Annotated in this window: 19 protein-coding genes and 1 riboswitch; of the genes, 7 read left to right on the forward strand and 12 right to left on the reverse strand. The window is 70.1% G+C overall.

Annotated features, from left to right (window positions below):
• Nucleotides 1–295 precede the first annotated feature (295 nt).
• Nucleotides 296–1,540 carry a phosphoglycerate dehydrogenase gene (gene serA, locus QM597_RS00750; RefSeq protein WP_415002965.1) on the reverse strand — a complete coding sequence of 415 codons (1,245 nt, stop codon included), beginning with the start codon at nt 1,538–1,540 and terminating at the stop codon, nt 296–298.
• Nucleotides 1,541–1,592: 52 nt separating this feature from the next.
• Nucleotides 1,593–1,681, reverse strand: a riboswitch (ZMP/ZTP riboswitch).
• Between the two features lie 5 nt (nt 1,682–1,686).
• A complete protein-coding gene (locus QM597_RS00755; protein ID WP_415002966.1) occupies nt 1,687–2,121 on the reverse strand; it encodes a PaaI family thioesterase in 435 nt (144 codons plus the stop codon).
• A 79-nt stretch (nt 2,122–2,200) separates the two neighbouring features.
• Between QM597_RS00755 and QM597_RS00760 the strand changes: the two genes are divergently transcribed.
• From QM597_RS00760 to QM597_RS00775, 4 genes are read left to right on the forward strand one after another with little or no spacing between them, the layout of a single operon-like run.
• Nucleotides 2,201–2,770, forward strand: a complete 570-nt coding sequence (locus QM597_RS00760; RefSeq protein WP_415002967.1) for a DUF305 domain-containing protein — start codon at nt 2,201–2,203, stop codon at nt 2,768–2,770.
• Between the two features lie 15 nt (nt 2,771–2,785).
• Complete coding sequence (locus QM597_RS00765; protein WP_415002968.1) at nt 2,786–3,079, forward strand: metal-sensitive transcriptional regulator; 294 nt, start codon at nt 2,786–2,788, stop codon at nt 3,077–3,079.
• A 13-nt stretch (nt 3,080–3,092) separates the two neighbouring features.
• On the forward strand, nt 3,093–3,329 hold the full coding sequence (locus tag QM597_RS00770; protein ID WP_415002969.1) for a heavy-metal-associated domain-containing protein: 237 nt from the start codon (nt 3,093–3,095) through the stop codon (nt 3,327–3,329).
• Nucleotides 3,326–5,488, forward strand: a complete 2,163-nt coding sequence (locus QM597_RS00775; protein WP_415002970.1) for a heavy metal translocating P-type ATPase — start codon at nt 3,326–3,328, stop codon at nt 5,486–5,488. The genes QM597_RS00770 and QM597_RS00775 overlap by 4 nt, the downstream gene beginning before the upstream one ends.
• Before the next feature lie 78 nt (nt 5,489–5,566).
• On the opposite strand, the gene QM597_RS00780 is transcribed toward QM597_RS00775, so the two are convergent.
• The 7 genes from QM597_RS00780 to QM597_RS00810 all read right to left on the reverse strand — a co-directional run bounded on the left by QM597_RS00780 (nt 5,567) and on the right by QM597_RS00810 (nt 12,818).
• Nucleotides 5,567–6,754, reverse strand: a complete 1,188-nt coding sequence (locus QM597_RS00780) for an SfnB family sulfur acquisition oxidoreductase (protein WP_415002971.1) — start codon at nt 6,752–6,754, stop codon at nt 5,567–5,569.
• Complete coding sequence (locus QM597_RS00785; RefSeq protein WP_415002972.1) at nt 6,751–7,821, reverse strand: LLM class flavin-dependent oxidoreductase; 1,071 nt, start codon at nt 7,819–7,821, stop codon at nt 6,751–6,753. Before QM597_RS00785 ends, QM597_RS00780 begins: the two co-directional genes overlap by 4 nt.
• Nucleotides 7,818–8,792: an aliphatic sulfonate ABC transporter substrate-binding protein gene (locus QM597_RS00790; RefSeq protein ID WP_415002973.1), complete on the reverse strand. Its 975-nt coding sequence runs from the start codon at nt 8,790–8,792 to the stop codon at nt 7,818–7,820. Before QM597_RS00790 ends, QM597_RS00785 begins: the two co-directional genes overlap by 4 nt.
• Nucleotides 8,793–8,818: 26 nt before the next feature.
• Nucleotides 8,819–9,883 (reverse strand): ABC transporter substrate-binding protein, encoded by a 1,065-nt coding sequence (locus QM597_RS00795; RefSeq protein WP_415002974.1) that lies wholly within the window; start codon nt 9,881–9,883, stop codon nt 8,819–8,821.
• A gap of 29 nt (nt 9,884–9,912) precedes the next feature.
• On the reverse strand, nt 9,913–11,070 hold the full coding sequence (locus QM597_RS00800) for an acyl-CoA dehydrogenase family protein (protein WP_415002975.1): 1,158 nt from the start codon (nt 11,068–11,070) through the stop codon (nt 9,913–9,915).
• Between the two features lie 162 nt (nt 11,071–11,232).
• Nucleotides 11,233–11,961, reverse strand: a complete 729-nt coding sequence (locus QM597_RS00805; RefSeq protein WP_415002976.1) for an ABC transporter ATP-binding protein — start codon at nt 11,959–11,961, stop codon at nt 11,233–11,235.
• Nucleotides 11,958–12,818 carry an ABC transporter permease subunit gene (locus QM597_RS00810; protein ID WP_415002977.1) on the reverse strand — a complete coding sequence of 287 codons (861 nt, stop codon included), beginning with the start codon at nt 12,816–12,818 and terminating at the stop codon, nt 11,958–11,960. The genes QM597_RS00805 and QM597_RS00810 overlap by 4 nt, the downstream gene beginning before the upstream one ends.
• Nucleotides 12,819–12,963: 145 nt before the next feature.
• Between QM597_RS00810 and QM597_RS00815 the strand changes: the two genes are divergently transcribed.
• The 3 genes from QM597_RS00815 (at nt 12,964) to QM597_RS00825 (ending at nt 16,144) form a co-directional block, all read left to right on the forward strand.
• Nucleotides 12,964–13,728 carry a Clp protease N-terminal domain-containing protein gene (locus tag QM597_RS00815; protein ID WP_415002978.1) on the forward strand — a complete coding sequence of 255 codons (765 nt, stop codon included), beginning with the start codon at nt 12,964–12,966 and terminating at the stop codon, nt 13,726–13,728.
• Between the two features lie 135 nt (nt 13,729–13,863).
• Complete coding sequence (locus QM597_RS00820) at nt 13,864–14,265, forward strand: hypothetical protein (RefSeq protein WP_415002979.1); 402 nt, start codon at nt 13,864–13,866, stop codon at nt 14,263–14,265.
• A gap of 1 nt (nt 14,266) precedes the next feature.
• Entirely contained in the window at nt 14,267–16,144 is a 1,878-nt protein-coding gene (locus QM597_RS00825) for an ABC transporter ATP-binding protein (protein ID WP_415002980.1), read from the forward strand.
• A 206-nt stretch (nt 16,145–16,350) separates the two neighbouring features.
• Here QM597_RS00825 and QM597_RS00830 read toward each other — a convergent pair whose 3' ends face one another.
• From QM597_RS00830 to QM597_RS00840, 3 genes are all read right to left on the reverse strand, one after another.
• Nucleotides 16,351–17,805, reverse strand: a complete 1,455-nt coding sequence (locus QM597_RS00830) for an NAD-dependent succinate-semialdehyde dehydrogenase (protein WP_415002981.1) — start codon at nt 17,803–17,805, stop codon at nt 16,351–16,353.
• Nucleotides 17,806–17,984: 179 nt separating this feature from the next.
• Nucleotides 17,985–18,443 carry an SRPBCC family protein gene (locus QM597_RS00835; protein ID WP_415002982.1) on the reverse strand — a complete coding sequence of 153 codons (459 nt, stop codon included), beginning with the start codon at nt 18,441–18,443 and terminating at the stop codon, nt 17,985–17,987.
• 4 nt (nt 18,444–18,447) lie between these two features.
• Nucleotides 18,448–19,113 (reverse strand): DedA family protein, encoded by a 666-nt coding sequence (locus QM597_RS00840; RefSeq protein WP_415003015.1) that lies wholly within the window; start codon nt 19,111–19,113, stop codon nt 18,448–18,450.
• Nucleotides 19,114–19,180: the final 67 nt, after the last annotated feature.

Below are 19,180 nucleotides of genomic sequence, written 5' to 3' on the forward strand. Positions count from 1 at the left end.
CTACCGCGCTGGCATCTGCCTCGCCGCGACCCCGATCTCGATCAAGACCAACTTGATCAACACGACCTAGGGCCGCGTGTCCGTAGGGTCCCTTCGAGGCTCGGCCGCAGGCGGCCTCGCACCTCAGGGACCGGGTTCGGCCTAGGGCATCGCTGATTTGCAGGTCGATACCGGTCATTGAGGTGCGAGCTTGCGAGCCTCGAAATGACCCACCCACGGCAGGCTTCACCCTTCGAGGCTCGGCCGCAGGCGGCCTCGCACCTCAGGGACCGAGAAGAAGTGAGCCTCGGAGGGGTCAGCTCAGGTGGCGGACGCGGATCGTCTCGGGCAGCGCCGCGAGGGCCGCGAGCACGTCCGGGCCGACCTCGGTGTCGACATCGGTGACCGCGTACCCCAGTTCACCGCGCGTCGCGAGCTGCTGGCCCACGATGTTGACGCCGTGCTCGCCGAGCAGCGTGTTGATCCGCGCGAGTACACCCGGCGCGTTCTGGTGAACGTAGGCGACCCGGTGCTTGTCGGGATCGGCCGGCAGGTTCATCTCCGGGAAGTTGACGCTCAGCGACGTCGATCCGAAGGCCGCATACGAGCGCAGCTTGGAGGCCACGAAACGCCCGATGTCCTGCTGGGCCTCCTGCGTCGATCCGCCCACGTGCGGGGTCAAGATGACGTTCGGCAGGCCCTGCAACTCCGACGTGAACGAGTCGCCCTGGCGCTTCGGCTCGACCGGGAACACGTCGAGCGCCGCCCCGGCCAGGTGCCCGGACTCCAGGTGCGCCCGCAGCGCCGCAGTGTCGACGGCGATGCCGCGCGACAGGTTGAGGAACATCGCGCGATCCTTCATCGCGGCGAACTGCTCCTCGCCGAAGAAGCCGGCGTTGTTCGGCCGCCCGTCCACATGCAGCGACACCACATCGGACTCGGCCAGCAGCTCCTCCAGCGTCGAGCAGCGCTTGGCGTTGCCGAGGGCGAGCTTGTCGTCGATGTCGTAGAACACGACCCGCAGGCCCAGCGCCTCGGCGATCACCGACAACTGGCTGCCGATGTTGCCGTAGCCGACGATGCCGAGCGTGCGCCCGCGCACCTCGTGGCTGCCCTGGGCGGACTTGTTCCACAGGCCCCGGTGCATGTCGGTCGACTTCTCGTGTAGCCGGCGCGCCAGCGAGATGATCTCGGCGATGGCCAGCTCGACCACCGAGCGCGTATTCGAGTAGGGGGCGTTGAATACGGCGATGCCCGCGCGCGAGGTCGCCGGCAGGTCGATCTGGTTCGTGCCGATGCAGAACGCGCCGATGGCCACCAGGTCGGGGGCGTGGGCGAGGACCTTCTCGGTGATGTAGGTCGTGGACCGGATGCCGAGCAGGTGAACGCCGTCGATGGCCTCGATCAGCTCGTCCTCGCTGAGCGCTCCGGTGCGCGTCTCGACCTGGTAGCCCTTGCCCTTCAGGAAGTCGCGGCCGTCGGCGTGGATGTTCTCCAGCAGGAGCACCCGCACGTCGGCGTCGTCCAGGCGGCGGGCGGGCAGCGTGGTGTCGTGGGTCATCGTCATCATCGTCATCTCGGGGACCTCTCTCGTGTCAGCGGTCGGGGGCTGACTCGTAGGCCCAGGCGAACGGTCCCGATGTCGGTGTCATGGCCGGCTCCCTGGTGGTCTCCCACCTCAACGCCAGTCGCCGGGCACGCCTGAGTCTACTCCTGCACAGCGCTGCGGAACTTCGCCGCCAGCTCCGGCGAGACGGGGACGTCGAGATTGGCGAGCCGCACCTGCCCCTGGGCGACGAGCTTGCCGTCGGGGCCGACGGAGTCCAGGTGCCACAACTGCTGGGTACGGCCCCGGTGGATCGGCGTGGCCGTGACGGTGATCGTGTCGCCGACCGTGGCCTGGCGCAGGAAGTCGGTGGAGTTGTTGGTGCCGACGACGACGCCCTTGTCGCCGAGCCAGATCTGTCCGGCGATGCTCGCGGTCGACTCGTGGACGGCGCAGTAGACGCCGCCGTGCGGGATGCCGAAGGGCTGCAGGTGCCGCTCGCCGAGGGTGAACTCCACGACCACCGTGTCGGCGGTCAGTTCCAGGTGCCGTACGCCGAGGAGGCCGTCGAGGCCGGGAAGATCGCTGTCGCTCATGGAGCCACGGTAGCGAGACCGGCTGCCCTTCGTCACGGTCGGCAATCTGCCATATACCTATAGGGGGTATATTCAGGATATGAGCATACGCCGCCTTGCCCAGTTTTTCCTGATCGCCGCCGTCACAGCACTGACCACAGCCTGCGGGTCGGCCACCCACAACGACGCCGACATCGCCTTCGCGCAGAGCATGGTCTCCCATCACGCGCAGGCCGTCGAGATGTCGGACCTGGCGCTGGAGGAGGACCGCGGCACCTCACCGGAGGTCCGCACCCTCGCCGAGAAGATCGCCGGTGCCCAGCACGGCGAGATCGAGCAGATGAACGCCTGGCTGGACGACTGGAATGCCAGCGAATCGGCGAGCGGACATGAGCACGGCCACGAGGGCCACGGGGACGGCCACGGCGACATGGAGGGCATGCTGACCGACGAGCAGTTGACCGAACTGGCCGATGCCACCGGCACCGATTTCGATCAACTGTGGCTCGCCGGGATGATCGAGCACCACCGTGGCGCGATCACGATGGCCCAGACCGTCATCGACGAAGGCCAGGACCCCGACGTGCGCGAACTGGCCGAGGCGATCATCGCCGAGCAGGAGTCCGAGATCGCCGAGATGACGATCTTGCTTGAAACCCTTACCCCCTAGGGGTATGGTTCCCGCATGGCACACGAGCATCCGGGGTACTCCGAGGACAAGATCGCCGTCCTGAAGCGGCTCAAGCGCATCGAGGGGCAAGTCCGCGGCCTGACTCGCCTGGTCGAGGAGGACACCTACTGCATCGACGTCCTCACCCAGGTCAGCGCGACGACCAAGGCACTCGAGGCCGTCGCGCTCAAACTGCTCGACGAGCACCTGGCGCACTGCGTCGTCGACGCGGCGCGCGCCGGCGGCCCGGAGGCCGAACACAAGGTCAAAGAAGCGTGTGACGCGATCGCACGCCTCGTACGGTCCTGAATCGAGGAGACAGATGAGCACCACCACCTACCATGTCGACGGCATGACGTGCGGGCACTGCACTGCGGCACTCACCGAGGAGTTGAGCGCCCTCGACGGCGTCAGCGCGGTCGAGATCGACCTCGTCCAGGGCGGCACGTCGACCGTCCGCGTGAGCGCCGAGCGCGAGCTGACCCGCGACGAGGTGGCGGCTGCGGTCGAGGAGGCGGGCTACGCGCTAGCCCGCCCCGGATCGCTGCCGCTGGCATGAGCAGCCAGCTCCCAGCCGATGTCGAGACCGCCACCGTCCGCCTCGACATCGGCGGCATGAGTTGCACCGCCTGCGCCGCCCGCATCGAGAAGAAGCTCAACCGGATCGACGGCGTCGAAGCGAGCGTCAACTTCGCTACCGAGCGCGCCGCCGTCCGCGCCCCCCAGGGCCTCGACCCGCAGCAACTGATCGAGGTCGTCGAGAAGACCGGCTACACCGCCGCCGTCCGGCAGCCGCACGGCACGCACCCCGAGCACGGCGGCCCCGGTCACGGCGGAGGCCTGCACAGCGTCGCCTCGATGCGCCGACGGCTGATCGGCTCGGCCGTCCTCACCGGGCCGGTCGTGCTGGCCTCGATGATCCCGGCCGTGCAGTTCGACTACTGGCAGTGGATCTGCCTCGCTCTCGCCGTGCCCGTCGTCGCCTGGGGTGCCTGGCCCTTCCACCACTCGGCGTGGCTCAACGCCCGCCAGGGTGCGGCGACGATGGACACCCTCGTCAGCGTCGGCGTCCTGGCCGCCTTCGCCTGGTCGGTGTGGGCGCTGGTCTTCGGCGAAGCCGGGCACATCGGCATGACGATGCACTGGACCTGGCTCGCCCACGGTTCCGGTTCGCACGAGATCTACCTGGAGGTCGCCACGGCAGTCACCGTGTTCGTGCTCACCGGGCACTTCCTGGAGGCCGGGGCGAAGCAGCGCTCCAGCGCCGCCCTGCGCGCGCTCATGGAGCTGCAACCCGCCGTCGATGTCGCGGTCGGCGAGACCTTCACGGTGCGCCCCGGCGAGCGGATCGCCACCGACGGCCTCGTCGTCGAGGGGTCGTCCAGCGTCGACGAGCACATGCTCACCGGCGAGTCCGTCCCGGTCGCCAAGAGCGTCGGCGACGAGGTCACCGGGGCCACGGTCAACGTCGACGGCCTCCTGGTCGTGCGCGCGACCGCGGTCGGCGACGACACGCGGCTCGCACACATGGCGCGGCTCGTGGAGGAGGCCCAGGAGGGCAAGGCCGAGGTGCAGCGGCTCGCCGACCGCGTTTCGGCGTGGTTCGTCCCCGGAGTCATGGCGCTGTCGGTGCTGACCTTCGCCGCGTGGCTGCTGGGCGGCGGGTCGACCCTGCAAGCCTTCACCTCCGCCGTGGCGGTGCTCATCATCGCCTGCCCCTGCGCGCTCGGCCTGGCGACGCCCACCGCGCTCATGGTCGGCACCGGGCGCGGCGCGCACCTGGGCCTGCTCATCAAGGGTCCGCAGGTGCTGGAGTCGACCCGGCGCATCGACACCGTGGTCCTCGACAAGACCGGCACCGTCACCACCGGGGTCATGGGCGTCGTGGAGGTCGCGCCCGCCGAGGGCATCGGCGAGGACGAGCTGCGGCATGTGGCCGCCACGCTGGAGCGCGGCTCGGAGCATCCGGTCGCCCGTGCCATCGCGTCACTGGCGGCAGGCGGACGACTGGAGGACTTCGCCAATCACGCCGGCCAGGGCGTCAGCGGACTCGTCGACGGCGAGCCGGCCCGCGCGGGACGGCTGTCCTGGATCGGCGGCGAACTGCGGCCCGGTGTCGCCGGGACGGTGGTGGCAATCGAGCGCTGCGGGCGCTTCCTGGGCACGGTCACGGTGGCCGACACGGTCAAGGACACCTCCGCCGACGCGGTTGCCCGGCTGCGCGCCCTCGGTCTGGAGCCGATGCTGCTGACCGGCGACAACGCCGAGGTCGCCCGCAGTGTCGCGGCCCACGTCGGGATCGACCGGATCGAGGCAGAGGTCACGCCGGACGACAAGCTGCGCACGATCCAGCGGCTCCAGAGCGAGGGGCGCGTCGTGGCGGTGATCGGCGACGGCATCAACGACGCCGCCGCGCTGGCCGCCAGCGACCTCGGTATCGCCGTGGGCACCGGCACCGACGTCGCTATGGCGGCCTCGGACCTGACCATCGTCGAAGGCGACCTGCGCAAGGCCGCCGACGCCGTGCGGCTCGCACGGGCCACGCTGCGCACGATCCGACGCAACCTGTTCTGGGCCTTCGCCTACAACATCGCGGCGATCCCCCTGGCCATGTCGGGCTACCTCAACCCGATGGTCGCGGGCCTGGCGATGGCGTTCAGTTCGGTGTTCGTGGTCGGGAACTCCCTGCGGCTGCGCCGCTTCACCCCGGCCCCCTGAGAATGGATCGACAGACGGACCTCGGTCATCGAGGTGCGCCCTTCGAGGCCGCTCGTCTCGTGTCCTGATATGCCCCGGTCACAGCAGCGGACCGACCGGGCGGACTCCGTTGAGCACCCAGTCACCGATGTGCCGCAACTTGTAGCGGTCCGGGTCGTGCAGCGTGTGGACGCGCGCGTCGCGCCACCACCGGTCCAGCCCGTGACGCTCGTCGGTCGCCGACGTGCCGGCCAGCGCGAACAGCTCGTTCGCCACCGACACCGCCGCCCGCGAGGCCGCCACCTTGGCTGCGGCGACCGCCACGGAGGCCTCGGCCGCCTGCGGCTCATCGGGCCGGTCACCGGCCTCGTCGACGCGAGCCGCAGCCTCGGCCAGCAACGCCCGCGCACCGCGCACCGCAACCTCGCACTGCCCCACCTCGGCCATCACCAGCGGATCCTCGCTGGCCCGCTCGGCCGGGCTGTCGGCGTAGACCCGCGCCCGGTCGCGGACGAACCCGACGGCGGCCGCGAGCGCCCCCTCGGCCAGTCCCACATCGATGGCGGCGTGGATCAGCTGGCCGAACGCGCCGTCGGCCGTGGGCGGCCCGGACAAGTCCGGCAGCGCAACGACATCGCCAGGAGCGACCCGCACGCCGTTCAGGACGGTCGTGCCCGAGTGCGTGCCCCGCTGGCCGAAGCCCGCCCAGTCGTCGATCACCTCCAGGCCCGGTGCCGCCCGGTCGAGATAGACGATGACCGGTTCACCGTCGACGCCGCTCGCGCGGACCGGCACGATCTGCGCGGTGAGCGCCCCGGTCGTGTAGTACTTACGCCCCGACAGTTCCCAGACCTCCGCCTCCCCGGCCACCGGGGTCAGCGCCGTGGCGATCCCGCCCGTACGCGGGCCGCCCCGCTCCGACAGCGCATTACCGAGCCGCGCACCGGCCACGACTGCGGCTGCCAGCCGCCGGCGCTGCTGCTCGTCGCCGTGCAGCACGAAGGTCCGCACGAAGACGAAGTGGTTCTGCAGCACCTGGGCGAGGGAGGCGTCGGCCGCCGCGAGGATGCGCACCACCTCGGCCAGCGTCGCGGCCCCGAGTCCCGCGCCGCCAAGGCCGGCCGGCACGGTCAGGGCCAGCAGCCCGGAGGTACCGATGGCCTCCAACTCCTCGCGCGGCACCACGCGCTCCCGATCACGCTGCGCCGCCCCCGGAGCGAAGGCGTCGGCCAGTTCGCGGGCCACAGCCACGGCCTGCGCGGCCGATTCGATCCGCGCTGCCGTCACGCCGCGCTCCCGGCAGCAACGAAATCGCGCACCCGCGGGATCACCTGCTCGGCGAACCGGCGCATCTCGGCATCGAACGGCTGGAACTGCAGCATGAAGGTCTCGATGCCGATACCGTGGAAGTCCGCGATCCGACGAGCCACCTCGTCATAGCTGCCGACCAGCCCGGCCGCAGTGCCGCCGTTGGTCCCCACCGCCGGATTGCGGGCGAACGTCGAGAACATGACCGAACGGCTGTCGGTGCCCCCGCGCACGGCCTCCAACTCGGCGGCATCGCGCCGCTGCAGCTCCCACGCCTCGTCGAAGGCCTCCTGCGCCCGGCTCGCGCTCTCGCGGGCGATAACGAAGGCCGACAGCGCGTACCGCACGGCCGGCCCTCGGCGCGGCCGGGCGGCGACGGTCTCGATCAAGGCCCGGACGTCGCCGAGGGGCTGGCCATTGATGAACCACACGTCGCCGAGACCGGCCACCAGATCACGCGCCGGATCGGACTCCCCGCCGACGTAGATCGTCGGCCGCGACGTCACCGGCTCGCCCTGCGCGAGGACGAGATCGCTGATGCGGAAATGTTTCCCGTCGTGATCGACCCTCTCGCCGGCGGTGAGATCGCGGACGATACGCAGCCATTCGGCACCGTAGGCGTAGCGCTCGTCGTGGTCCAGGCCCGCCAGGCCGGTCTTGGTCAGTTCGGGCGTGAACCAGCCGTTGACCACGTTGAGGGAGAACCGGCCGCCACTGATCTCGGCAATCTGCAACGCCTGCTTGGCCAGCACCGCCGGATGGTACAGGAACGGCTTGATCGCGGTGATGATCTCGATCCGTTCGGTCAGCGCCGCCAGGGCCGCCGACGCCGTCCACGCCTCCAGATGCCCCCGGTCGTCGCCGGCCGGATTGATCGTGTGCTGGGCGAGCAGGGTGCTGTCGTAGCCCAGCTCCTCGGCCAGGAGCACCTGATCACGATTGCGCGCCCAGGACGGGTCGAAGGGATCGTCGGGATGCCGCTTGGCACCCCAGGCCCCGTTGACCAGCGCCCACACCCCGAACCGCAGCGGTCCGGCGGCCGTCACGATCCGCTCCCGGCGACCGCGTCGTTGAAGCCGGTCAGGAACACTTCGCGCACGTCGACCTTCTTGGTGAGGATGCCGAGTTCGGTGTAGGTGTCGGCCCAGTCCTGCTCGCCGTCCAGGAAGTCGTCGTCGATCACCTGCAGCCCCTCGGCACCGCGCCCGTAGGCGGTGATGATCGCCGACTCACTGAAGCCGAGTTTCGGCGCCAGCAGGCGGGCCTGCTCCTCCCGGTTCTGCGGGATCCAGGCCATCGTGTCGGCCACCGCCGCGAGCACGGCCTCGACGGCCTCGGCCTTGTCCTCGATGGCCTGCGTCGTGGCGACGTACGGGTAGAGGTTCTCGACGTAGCCTTCTGCGGTGGTGAGCAGCCGCGACCCGGTGCGCTCCTGCGCGTCGGCCATCTGCGGGTCGATGGTGGAAAACGCGTCAAGGTCACCGTTCTCGTAGGCCGCGAGAGCATCCGGACCAGTGATCTCCACGATCTCGATGTCGTCCTCGGTCAGACCCGCCTCGGCGATGTAGTTGAGCACGAAGGGATAGGCGTTGGTCGAGCGCAGCAGGTTGATCCGCTTGCCCTTGAGGTCGCCCGGACCCTGGATGTCGCTGTCGGCCGGCACGAGGATGCCCTCCTGCTGCGGGTTCGGCTGCGAGACCCCGACCGCCTGCACCTGACCGCCGTTGACCCACGACGAGATCGCGCCGATATCGCCGACCTCGGTCATGTCGATCTTCCCTGCGTTGAGCGCCTGCAGCATGTCGGAGAAGTTGGGGAAGTAGGAGTATTCGATCTTGACGCCTTCGGGCTGCACGTCGCGGACCCACATCGTGCTGAAGATGCCGAAGTTGCGCGGCACGCCGACCTTGATGACGACATCGCCGTCGGCGGTGACGTCGGAGTCCTGGCCGCAGGCGGAGGTCAGGGCCGTGGCCGACAGGAGGGTGGCGAACAGGAGGACGAGGGTTTTTCTCATGAGGATGCTCCGATCAGGGTGAGGGTTCAAAGGCCGGCGAGCAGGTCGGCGGCCTCGCGCAGGGGGCGCGGGTCGATCCAGGCGTCGAGGTCGACATCGGCGGCGATGAAGCCGTGGCGCAGCAGGAAGTCCTTCTGGACGGCAATGGCCTCGACCAGGTCGTCGTCGAGGCTCACGTGGAGCCGGCGATGCAGGTCGGCACCGTAGGCGTGGTCGACGAACTCCTCGGCGTAGCCGACCTCTTGAGCCACGATCCGGCGCACCTCGTCGGGGTGCGTCTCGGCCCAGGTGGCGGCTTGCTGGCTGGCGACCAGATAGCGGGCGACCAGGTCGGGACGTTCCTCGATCAGGTCGGTGCTGGCGGTGAAGGCGACCGGGGCGATGTTGCTGACCCGGTCCCGAGCGTCCGGGAAGGCGGTGATGTCGACCACGACGCGCAGATCCAGCAGTGCCTCCAGGTCGATGCCGCGCAGGCCGTTGACGTAGATCGCGTCGACCTCGCCGCGCACGAGGGCGACGACCTCGGCGCTCTGCAGGCGCTTGTTGGTGAACGCGCCGAACAGCGAGCCGGTCGGGGCGCCCGGGCCGGCCGGGATGTACGGCTTGGCCTCGTCCAGGTCGACGATGTCCACGTCGTCGATCCTCAGGCCGCCCGAGCGCAGCGCGGCCTCGATCCCGTGCAGCGCCGTGGCCCGCCAGAAGTCGATCTGGTCGTTGACCCGGCGCGAGACGCCGATGCGGCGACCGGCGAGGTCGGCGACCGAGGACACGCCGGAGTCCGCGAGCGCGACGACATGCTGCACCGACTCGATCCACGACAGGCCGATGAGCCGCTGGCTGCCGCCGCGCGAGGCCGACCAGATGGGCGGGATGTTGCCGCCCTGGCGGAAGGAACGAGGCTGGGTGTGGTCGAAGTGCGACTGGCGGACTCGCTCGTCGTCGCTGGTGCTGAGCGAGCGCACGGCGATGCCGTCGCCGGCGAAGAGGGCATCGAGTTCGCCGGTGGCGATGGCCAGGCTGGACGCGGTGGGCACCGGGCAACGGGTGTACCAGAGGTCGCTGGCAACGGTACGGGTGTCGGTGACGGTCATGGTGCTTCCTTCGGGATGGGTGGGCAAGGTCAGAAGTAGCCGTTGGCGGGGACGTCGGTGCCGTTGAGCGCGCGGTCGCCGACGACCTTGGCCTTGTAGGCGAGCGGGTTGTGGCTGGCGACCGTCCGGGCGTTGCGCCAGTGCCGGTCGAGGTTGAGCGACGTCGACAGCGCCGAGGCACCGCCGGTGTCGTAAAGCAGGCGGCCGGCGGCGAGGGCGGCTTCACCGGCGACGATCTGGGCGGCTGCGACGGTCGCGGCGGCGTCCTGGAGGACCGTCTGCCGTCCCTCGGCGAGGGCATTGTCGAGGGCGTCGGCGGCGGCCCGCACGACCGATTCGGCCGCCAACACGTGTGCGCTGATCCGGCCGACCGCCTGCTGCACGAACGGATCGTCGCTCGCGCGGTCGGCGAGGCTGTGCGGCCCCGGACGGGCCTTGGTGCGCGCGAAGTCGACCGCGTCCCGGCCGGCGTTGCGGGCGATGCCGGCGTGGACGGCCGCCAAGTGCAGCTGCCGGTAGGGACCGGCCGGGTCGAGATCGGTGACGGGCACCGCGGGCAGGAACTCGTCGGCGCGCACCTCGACGTCCTCGAAATGAGTGGTCCCGCTGGCGGTGAGCCGCTGGCCCATCGCGGTGAAGTCGTCCAGGACCCGGACCCCGTCGCGGCCGGTGGGCACCACGACGCTGACCAGCGCATCGTCATCCCCGACGGCCAGGACCGATACGTAGTCGGCGTAGATCGTGCCGGTGCAGTAGTACTTCGTGCCGTCCAGCCGCCAGCCGCCGCCCACGCGACGCAGCCGGGTGCGGAAGTCCATGGGCGTCGCGGTGCCGATCTCGGTCGTGGCGTTGCCCGCGACGGCACCTGCGGCGATCACCGGGAACCAGCGGTCGCGGGCCGCCGAGGCGGTGGGCACGAGGAGCCGTTCGACGAAGGAGAAGTGCGAGCGCAGGGCCTGGGCGACGTTCGAGTCGGCCGCGGCCAGCGCCAGCACCACCTCGATAACATCGCGCACCGATCCGCCGCGGCCACCGTGCTCGACCGGGACCCGCACGGCCCCGAGGCCGCTGGCCCGGAACGCCGCCACGGCCGCGTGCGGCAGCTCGCGCTCGGCCTCCCGCCGGGCGGCACCATCGCCGACCCGCCCGGCCAGATCGTCAAGTTCGGCCGCCGACACCACGCTCATGCCACCGCCTCCTCGAAGAGCGCGAGGATAGGAGGCGACGCCATGAGGTCTCGCCCATTGATCGCTCGCTGACGCTCGCTCATGCCACCGCCTCCTCGAAGAGCGCGAGGATAGGAGGCGACGCCATGAGGTCTCGCCCATTGATCGCTCGCTGACGCTCGCTCATGCCGCCGCCTCCTCGTCGGTGACACCGAGCTGGCGCAGGATGCGCGCGCGGTACTCGCCGAAGCGTGCATCGCGGTGCGGACGCGGGCGGGGCAGGTCGATGGTGAACAGGTCCTTGACTCCCCCGTCGGCCAGCACGACCACCCGGTCGGCCAACACGATGGCCTCCTCGACGTCATGGGTGACGAGCAGCGCCGTGAATCCGTGGGACCGCCACAGCCGCTGGACCAGCGCCTGCGCCCGCAGCCGGGTGAGCGCGTCGAGCGCCCCGAACGGCTCGTCGAGCAGCAGCAGCGACGGACGCCGGAACAGCGCCCGGGCCAGCGCCACTCGCTGCTGTTCGCCACCGGAGAGGGTCGACGGCCAGGCGTCGGCATGGCCGACCAGCCCGACCTCGTCCAGCACCCGCACCGCGCGCTCGCGCAGCTGCGCCGGCCGGCCGCGCTCGCCGAGGACGACGTTGGACCACACGCGCGCCCACGGGAGCAGCCGCGCGTCCTGGAAGCCGAACGAGGCGACGCCGTCGGCGCGCACCGTGCCCGTGTGGTCGGTGTCGAGGCCGGCCACGGCACGCAGCAGGGTGCTCTTGCCGCAGCCGCTCTGGCCGACGACGACCACGAACTCCCCCGGTTCCACGGTCAGGTCGATGCCGCTGAGCACCGTCCGGTCGCCGTAGGACTTCGTATACGACTCGATGACGACCCGCGTCCCCGTCGCGGCGCTCATCGGACGAACTCCGTCCGCCAGCGCAGCACGAAGCGCTCCAGCAGCCGCACGGCCAGCTCCATCAGCAGGCCCAGGACCGCGTAGATCACCAGGCCGAGCACGATCATGTCGGTGCGGACGTACTCACGACCGCGCATGAGCAGGTAGCCGATACCGGCCTCGGCGTTGACCGTCTCGGCCACGACCAGGCTGAGCCAGGCGATACCGAGGGCAAAGCGCACGCCGATCAGGTACGACGGCAGCGCGCCGGGGACGATGACCCGGCGGATCAACTGCCCGCGGCTCAGGCCGTGGATGCGGGCAAGTTCGGCGAAACGCGGGTCGACGCTGCGGATACCCTTGTGCAAGTTGAGGTAGATCGGGAAGATCACACCGATGGCGACCAGCCCGATCTTGAGGGCTTCGTCGATGCCGAGCCAGACGATGAGCAGCGGCATCAGGCCCAGGAAAGGCAGCGCGCGCAGCATCTGCAGCGGCGTGTCGATGAGCTGTTCCCCCACACGGGACAGGCCCGCGACGATCCCGGCCACCGTGCCGAGACTCCCACCGATGGCGAAGCCGATCAGCACCCGGCGCAGCGAGACCCACGTGTTGTCGATCAGCGAGCCGTCGCGCAGGTACTCCCGGAAGAGGCCGGCGACCTCGGCGGGCGAGGCCAGCGTCGACCGGTCGATCCAGCCCCAGGCCGAGGCCAGTTGCCACAGGATCAGCACGGCGACGGCCACCGCAGCCCGCCGACCGACCTCCGCAGCCCGTGCCGTCAGGGTTCGCAGGAGCGCCTGGGTCTGCCCGGCGCGCCTGCCGCGCGGCACCGCGACCAGGGACCCGACGGTCCGCACCGATGATGTGACGCTCATGCTTCCTCGCCTCACGCACTAGGGGTTATATGTATGACCCCAGACGCTAGGGTGCCGCGCGGTGACCTTCCAGCACGCTCACGATGCAAGACCCGCCCCCGGCAGCACAGCGGTTCTGCTAGTTCGCGCGTGCGAGGATGCGCCCGTGCCGAAGATCAACGTCTACCTGCCCGACGACCTCGCCGCGCGCGTCAAAGAGGCCGGCCTGCCCGTCTCCCGGATCTGCCAGGCGGCCCTCGACGAGGCTTTGGCGGAGCTGCCCGATCCCGCAGCAGCCGATCCCGCCGAAACCCTGGCCGATCCGCGTTTGGAGCGGTTCTCGCTCAACGGGCACGTGACCGGCTTCCTGCGCCACGCCACCGAGGCCGCCCGGCAACGCGGCCGGTCGGCGGTCGGCACCGCAGACATCCTGCGCGGCCTGTTAGACGAGGAAGAGAGCCTCATCCTGCACGCCCTCGAGAACGCCGGGTTCACCCGTGAACGGATCACCGCGACGCTGGACCGGCACGACGGCAAGGACACCGTTCGGGAGGCCGGCCCCGAGTCCGGCCCGGCCCCGCGCTTCGATCCCCAGGTGTACGCCCTCCTGGAGCGGGCCGACCAGGAGGCGACGCGGCGGCGCAACCATCCGATCAACGGCAGCCACCTGCTCATCGCCCTGCTCGACGACGACGGCCCGGCAGGTCAGACTCTGCGCCACCTCGGCGTGCCCGAGGTCATCACACCGGTCGCCCTCAGCATCCTCAGCCAGGGCATCGCCTACGGACGTGCGACCAGCGGCCGGGCCGGCGGCGGCTCACCCCTGCTGCTGGTGGCCCTCGCCGACATCACCGCCCGCCTCGACCGTGTCGAACGACTCCTCGACTCCGGCGGCGATCATGTCGAGGCTCGGCCAGTTCCCGGCCCCTGAGGCGTGAGCGGAGCGAGCCTCGGAGGGCGAAGCGTGCGGTAGGTCGTTTCGAGGCTCCTCGTTCCTCGTCGCACCTCAACGACCAGTTCCCTGCCTCGAAGGGACGCAGGAGGAACACCCGGCTAGGTTCATTCCATGACCCAACCGCCTCCGGCACCGCAGCCCACGGGCACCGTCTACCTGACCGTGCAGGGGTCGGTGATGACGTCGAGCATGCTCACCCCGAACGCCTGGATCAACGGCTATCCGGTCACGGTCCGGTACGGAGCGAACCCCATCCCCGTGCCCGCCGGGCCGGTGCGCGTCGACCTGTCGGCCCAGTGGATGCGCACCTACGGCCAGGCGAGCATCGCCTTCATGCTCGCGCCGGGGCAGACCGTGCCGGTGTACTACGCCGCGCCGATGCACCAGTTCACCACCGGCTCCATCGGCTTCGAGCCGGTCAAACGCAAGGGCGTGACCGGCTTCGTCGCGATCATGGCGGTGGTCGCGCTGGTCATGCTCGGGTCGTTGGCGCTTCTCATCTTCGGCTCCTGACGTGCCTCGCGGAACCGGCGTCAGCCACATCGACCCCGCCGAGGCCCGCAGCGTCGAGGCCGGACCGATCCTCGAGCGCGTCGCCGGACTGCTCGCGCCCTACCGCCGCCAGCTCCTGCTGGTACTCGTGGCGGTCGTCGCGTCGGCGGCGCTCACCTCGGTCCTGCCGTTCCTCACCAAGGCGGTCTTCGACGACGCCCTGTTCCCCGCCGACGGGCAGGCCCGCCTGGACCTGCTCGGCTGGCTCGTCGCCGCGCTGTGCGTCATCCCGCTGGCGACCGCGCTCATCTCCATCGCGCAGAACTGGCTGACCTCGACCGTCGGCAACTCCGCCATGGCCGACCTGCGCGGCCAGCTGTTCGCGCACCTGCAGAAGATGGAGCTGGCGTTCTTCACCGCCACCAAGACCGGTGCCATCCAGTCACGGCTGGCCAACGATGTCGCGGGCGTGCGCACGGTGCTGACCGACACCGCCACGACCATCGTGCAGAACTCGGTCACCGTCATCGCCGCAGCGGTCTCGATGGTGATCCTGTCGTGGCAGCTGACCGTCTTGACCCTCATTGTCATGCCGCTGTTCGTCTGGCTGCAGATCCGCGTAGGGCGGCGGCGGCAGCGGCTCGCGCGCGAGACCCAGGAGTCGCTGTCGGAGATGACCGCGATCACCGAGGAGTCGCTGAGCGTGTCGGGCATCTTGCTCAGCAAGGTCTTCGACCGCGGCCAGACCGAGGTGACCCGCTATCGGGAGGCCAACCGCCAGCAGGTGCGGCTGCAGGTCGCCCAGGCGATGACCGGCCGGGCCTTCTTCGCCACGGTGCAGACGTTCTTCGCCATCACCCCGGCGCTGATCTACCTCGTCGCGGGCTTCATGCTGACCGGCAGCCTTCCCGTCGGCGACGACGCCCTGACGGCGGGGACGCTCGTCGCGTTCACCACGTTGCAGGCCCGGCTGCAGATGCCGCTCCTGAGTCTCATGCGGGTCGGCCTGGACGTGCAGACCTCACTAGCCCTGTTCCGCCGCATCTTCGAATACCTCGACCTCGTGCCGAGGATCGCCGAGAAGCCCGACGCCGTCGAACTGGCCTCACCGCGTGGACAGATCGAACTGCGCGACGTGTGGTTCCGGTATCCCGATCCGCGTTCGCTCGCCGGGCAACGACTCGAACCGGTGCGCCACACGACTGCGGCGACCGAGAAGCCCTGGGCGCTGCGGGGCATCTCGCTGCGCCTGGAACCGGGGCAGTTCGCGGCCATCGTGGGGCCGTCCGGCTCGGGCAAGACGACCGCGACCTACCTCGTGCCGCGGCTGTACGACGCGAGCCGGGGCGCGGTGCTCATCGACGGCCACGACGTGCGCGACCTGACGCTGTCCTCGCTCGCACGAGCCGTCGGTGTCGTCACGCAGGACGCCTACCTGTTCCACGGGACGATCCGCGAGAACCTCGCCTATGCCAAGCCGGGGGCCACCGAGGACGAGATCGTGCAGGCGGCCAAAGACGCCAACATCCACGACCGGATCGTCAGCTTCCCGGCCGGATACGACACGCTGACCGGCGAGCGCGGCTACCGGCTGTCCGGCGGCGAGAAGCAGCGCATCGCCCTGGCGCGGGTGCTGCTGAAGAACCCGCCGATCCTCATCCTCGACGAGGCCACCAGCGCGCTCGACACGCAGACCGAGCGGATCGTGCAGGAGGCGCTGGAGCGTGCGGCCGCGAATCGCACGACCATCGCCATCGCGCACCGGTTGTCGACCGTGCGGCAGGCCGATGTGATTTTCGGGATCGAGGACGGCCAGCTGGTCGAGTCCGGTACGCATGCCGAACTGCTGGCTGCCGGCGGCCTCTACGCCCGCCTGCACACCGAACTCCGCGACGGCTGAGGACGATGCCGCTCATTGAGGTGCGGAGCGCAGCACACCTCGAAATGACCCCACCACAGCATGCTTCGAGGCTCGCTCGTTCCTCGCTCGCACCTCAGCCAGCGGACCCTATGGGCGCGCGTTCTGCGGGTCCCTTCGCACCCGGTCCCTGAGGTGCGAGAAGCTTGCGACGAGCCTCGAAGGGACCTACCCGCCTCAGCAAGCACCTACAGGGCCAGGCCGACGTACTTGGTCTCGAGGTATTCCTCGATGCCCTCGGTGCCGCCCTCGCGGCCGAAACCGGACGCCTTGACCCCGCCGAACGGGGCCGCTGGATTCGACACGATGCCCTGGTTGATGCCCACCATGCCGGTCTCCAGCGCCTCGTACACACGCACCACCCGGGCGTGGTCGCGGGTGAAGGCGTAGGCCACCAGCCCGTACTCGGTGTCGTTGGCCAAGGCCAGCGCCTCGGCCTCGGTGGCGAAGGAGAAGATCGGCGCGACCGGCCCGAAGATCTCCTCGGTGCGCACCCGTGCGGAGGCGGGGACCCCGGTCAGCACCGTCGGCGGGTAGAACCAGCCCGGCCCGTCCGGCACGCGCGCTCCGCACAGCGCCGTCGCGCCCTGTGCCACGGCGTCGGCGACGAGCGCGGCCACGGTGTCACGCTGCGCGGCGTCGACGAGCGGGCCGACCTCGACGCCGTCCTCCAGTCCGGGACCGACCCGCAGCGCGCCCATGCGCCGGGCGAGCCGGCGGGCGAACTCATCGGCCACGGACTCGTGGACGATGAACCGGTTCGCCGCCGTGCAGGCCTCGCCGGTATTGCGCATCTTGGCGAGCATCGCGCCGTCGACCGCAGCGTCGAGGTCGGCGTCCTCGAACACGAGGAACGGGGCGTTACCGCCGAGTTCCATCGAGACGCGCAGCAGCCCCTGGGCGCTCTGTTCGACCAGGGAGCGGCCGACCTCGGTGGAGCCGGTGAAGGTCAGTTTGCGCAGCCGGGGGTCGGCGATGAGCGGCCCCATGACGGCACCGGTGTGCGCGGTGGTGACGACATTGAGCACGCCGTCCGGCACCCCGGCCTCGGCCATGACGCCGGCAAGCCACAGCATCGTCAGCGGGGTCAGGCCCGCCGGCTTGACGACCATCGTGCAGCCGGCCGCGAGGGCCGGGGCGATCTTGCGGGTACCCATCGCGAGCGGGAAGTTCCACGGCGTGATGGCCAGGCACGGCCCGACCGGCTGCTTGAGCGTCAGCAGCCGGGTCGCGCCATTGGGGGCGACCGAGTAGCGACCCGCGATGCGCACGGCCTCCTCGGAGAACCAGCGCAGGAACTCCGCGCCATAGGCGATCTCGGCGCGGCTCTCGGCCAGCGGCTTGCCCATCTCGGAGGTCATCACCACGGCGAGTTCGTCGGCACGAGCGGTCACCATCTCGAAGGCGCGGCGCAGGATCTCGCCGCGATCACGCGGCGCGGTGGCCGCCCAGGCGGGCTGTGCGGCCACGGCGGCATCGAGCGCGGCGGTTCCGTCGGCGACGGTCGCGTCGGCGACGCGGGCGATCTGTTCGCCGGTCGCCGGGTCCTCAACCCCGAAGGTCACACCGCCGACGGCATCGCACCATTGCCCGCCGAGGAACAGCTGCTTCGGAACCCGGTCGATGATGCCTGATGCGTCCATGCCCCCGAGAGTAGGGAACCGCTGATTCATAAGTCGATACCGCTCATTGAGGTGCGTAGCGAGGAACGAGCGAAGCCTCGAAATGAGCTGCGGTTTGAGTCCCTTCGAGGCTCGTCGCAAGCTCCTCGCACCTCAGGGACCGGCAGGCGGCACACAACCCGAATGGATTCAGCACTTCCCTAGGCCGATGCCGTCTCGCCGAGCTGGCGCAGGCCCTTTTCAAGATCGGGGCCGATGAACTTCTCGGGATTCATCAGAATGCTCAGCAGCCGCATGAACAGCGGCCTGGGTCCGGTCATCGCCCAGACGACGTGCGTGCCGCCGTCGGTCGGCGTCAGGTCGAAGCGGGTCTGATTGGTGGACGTGAAGGGCTTGAGGAAGTCGACCCGCACCTCGACCGAGGTCTCGTCGACGCCGGTCACGGTCATGTGCCCCTCACCGGCCTTCTTGTTGCCCTTCCAGTGGTACTCCGCGCCCACGCCGGACTCCGCCCCGGAGTAGGTGCGCTGCAGGTCCGGGTCGATCTCCTCCCAGGGCGACCACTGCCGCCAGGCGCGCAGATCGGCCAGCAGGGGAGCGATCCGCTCCGGCGGTGCGGCGATGGTCAACTCGCGGGAGACGGCAAAGGTGGCGGCCATGCGGTCAGGCTACGCCGTCGCCCGCGCGGCGCTCGCGCCGCTGCTCGCGCACGCGAATCACGACGAATCCGATCACCACGACGAGAACGGCCGCGATGACGACCTTCTGGAACAGGTCCGCATACGGCTCGACCTTCTCCCAGTCCGCGCCGAGCCGGTAACCGGCGATGACGAAGATCGAGTTCCAGATCAGGCTCCCGGCGGTGGTCAGGGCGAGGAACAATCCGAAGTTCATCTTCTCCACGCCCGCCGGCAGGGAGATGAGACTGCGGAAGATCGGCACCATACGGCCGAAGAACACCGCCTTGCCACCATGCTTGGCGAACCATGCCTCGGTCTTCTCCAGGTCGGAGACCTTGAGCAGCGGTGTCCTGTCGAAGACCCAGACGGCCCGCTCCCGGCCGAACGCGCGGCCGAGCCAGTACAGGATCGCCGCGCCGATCACCGATCCGGCGGTGGTGGCGAACAGCACGCCCGCCAGCGAGAACCTCTCCTGGCCGGCCGTGAAGCCCGCCAGCGGCAGCACGATCTCGCTGGGGATCGGCGGGAACAGGTTGTCCAGGCCGACCGCGATGCCGACCCCCCACAGGCCCATCCGGTCCATCAGGTCGACCATGAAACCGGCGAGTCCGCCGATGTCGTGGGCCTCGGCCAGGCTGTCGCTGCTCATCACGCCGACGAGCGTAACGGTTAGCGGCGCACAATGCGCACTCCGAAGAGCAGGAACGCTGGACAGC

It is taken from the genome of Aeromicrobium sp., from assembly GCF_047607065.1.
Classification (GTDB): domain Bacteria; phylum Actinomycetota; class Actinomycetes; order Propionibacteriales; family Nocardioidaceae; genus Aeromicrobium.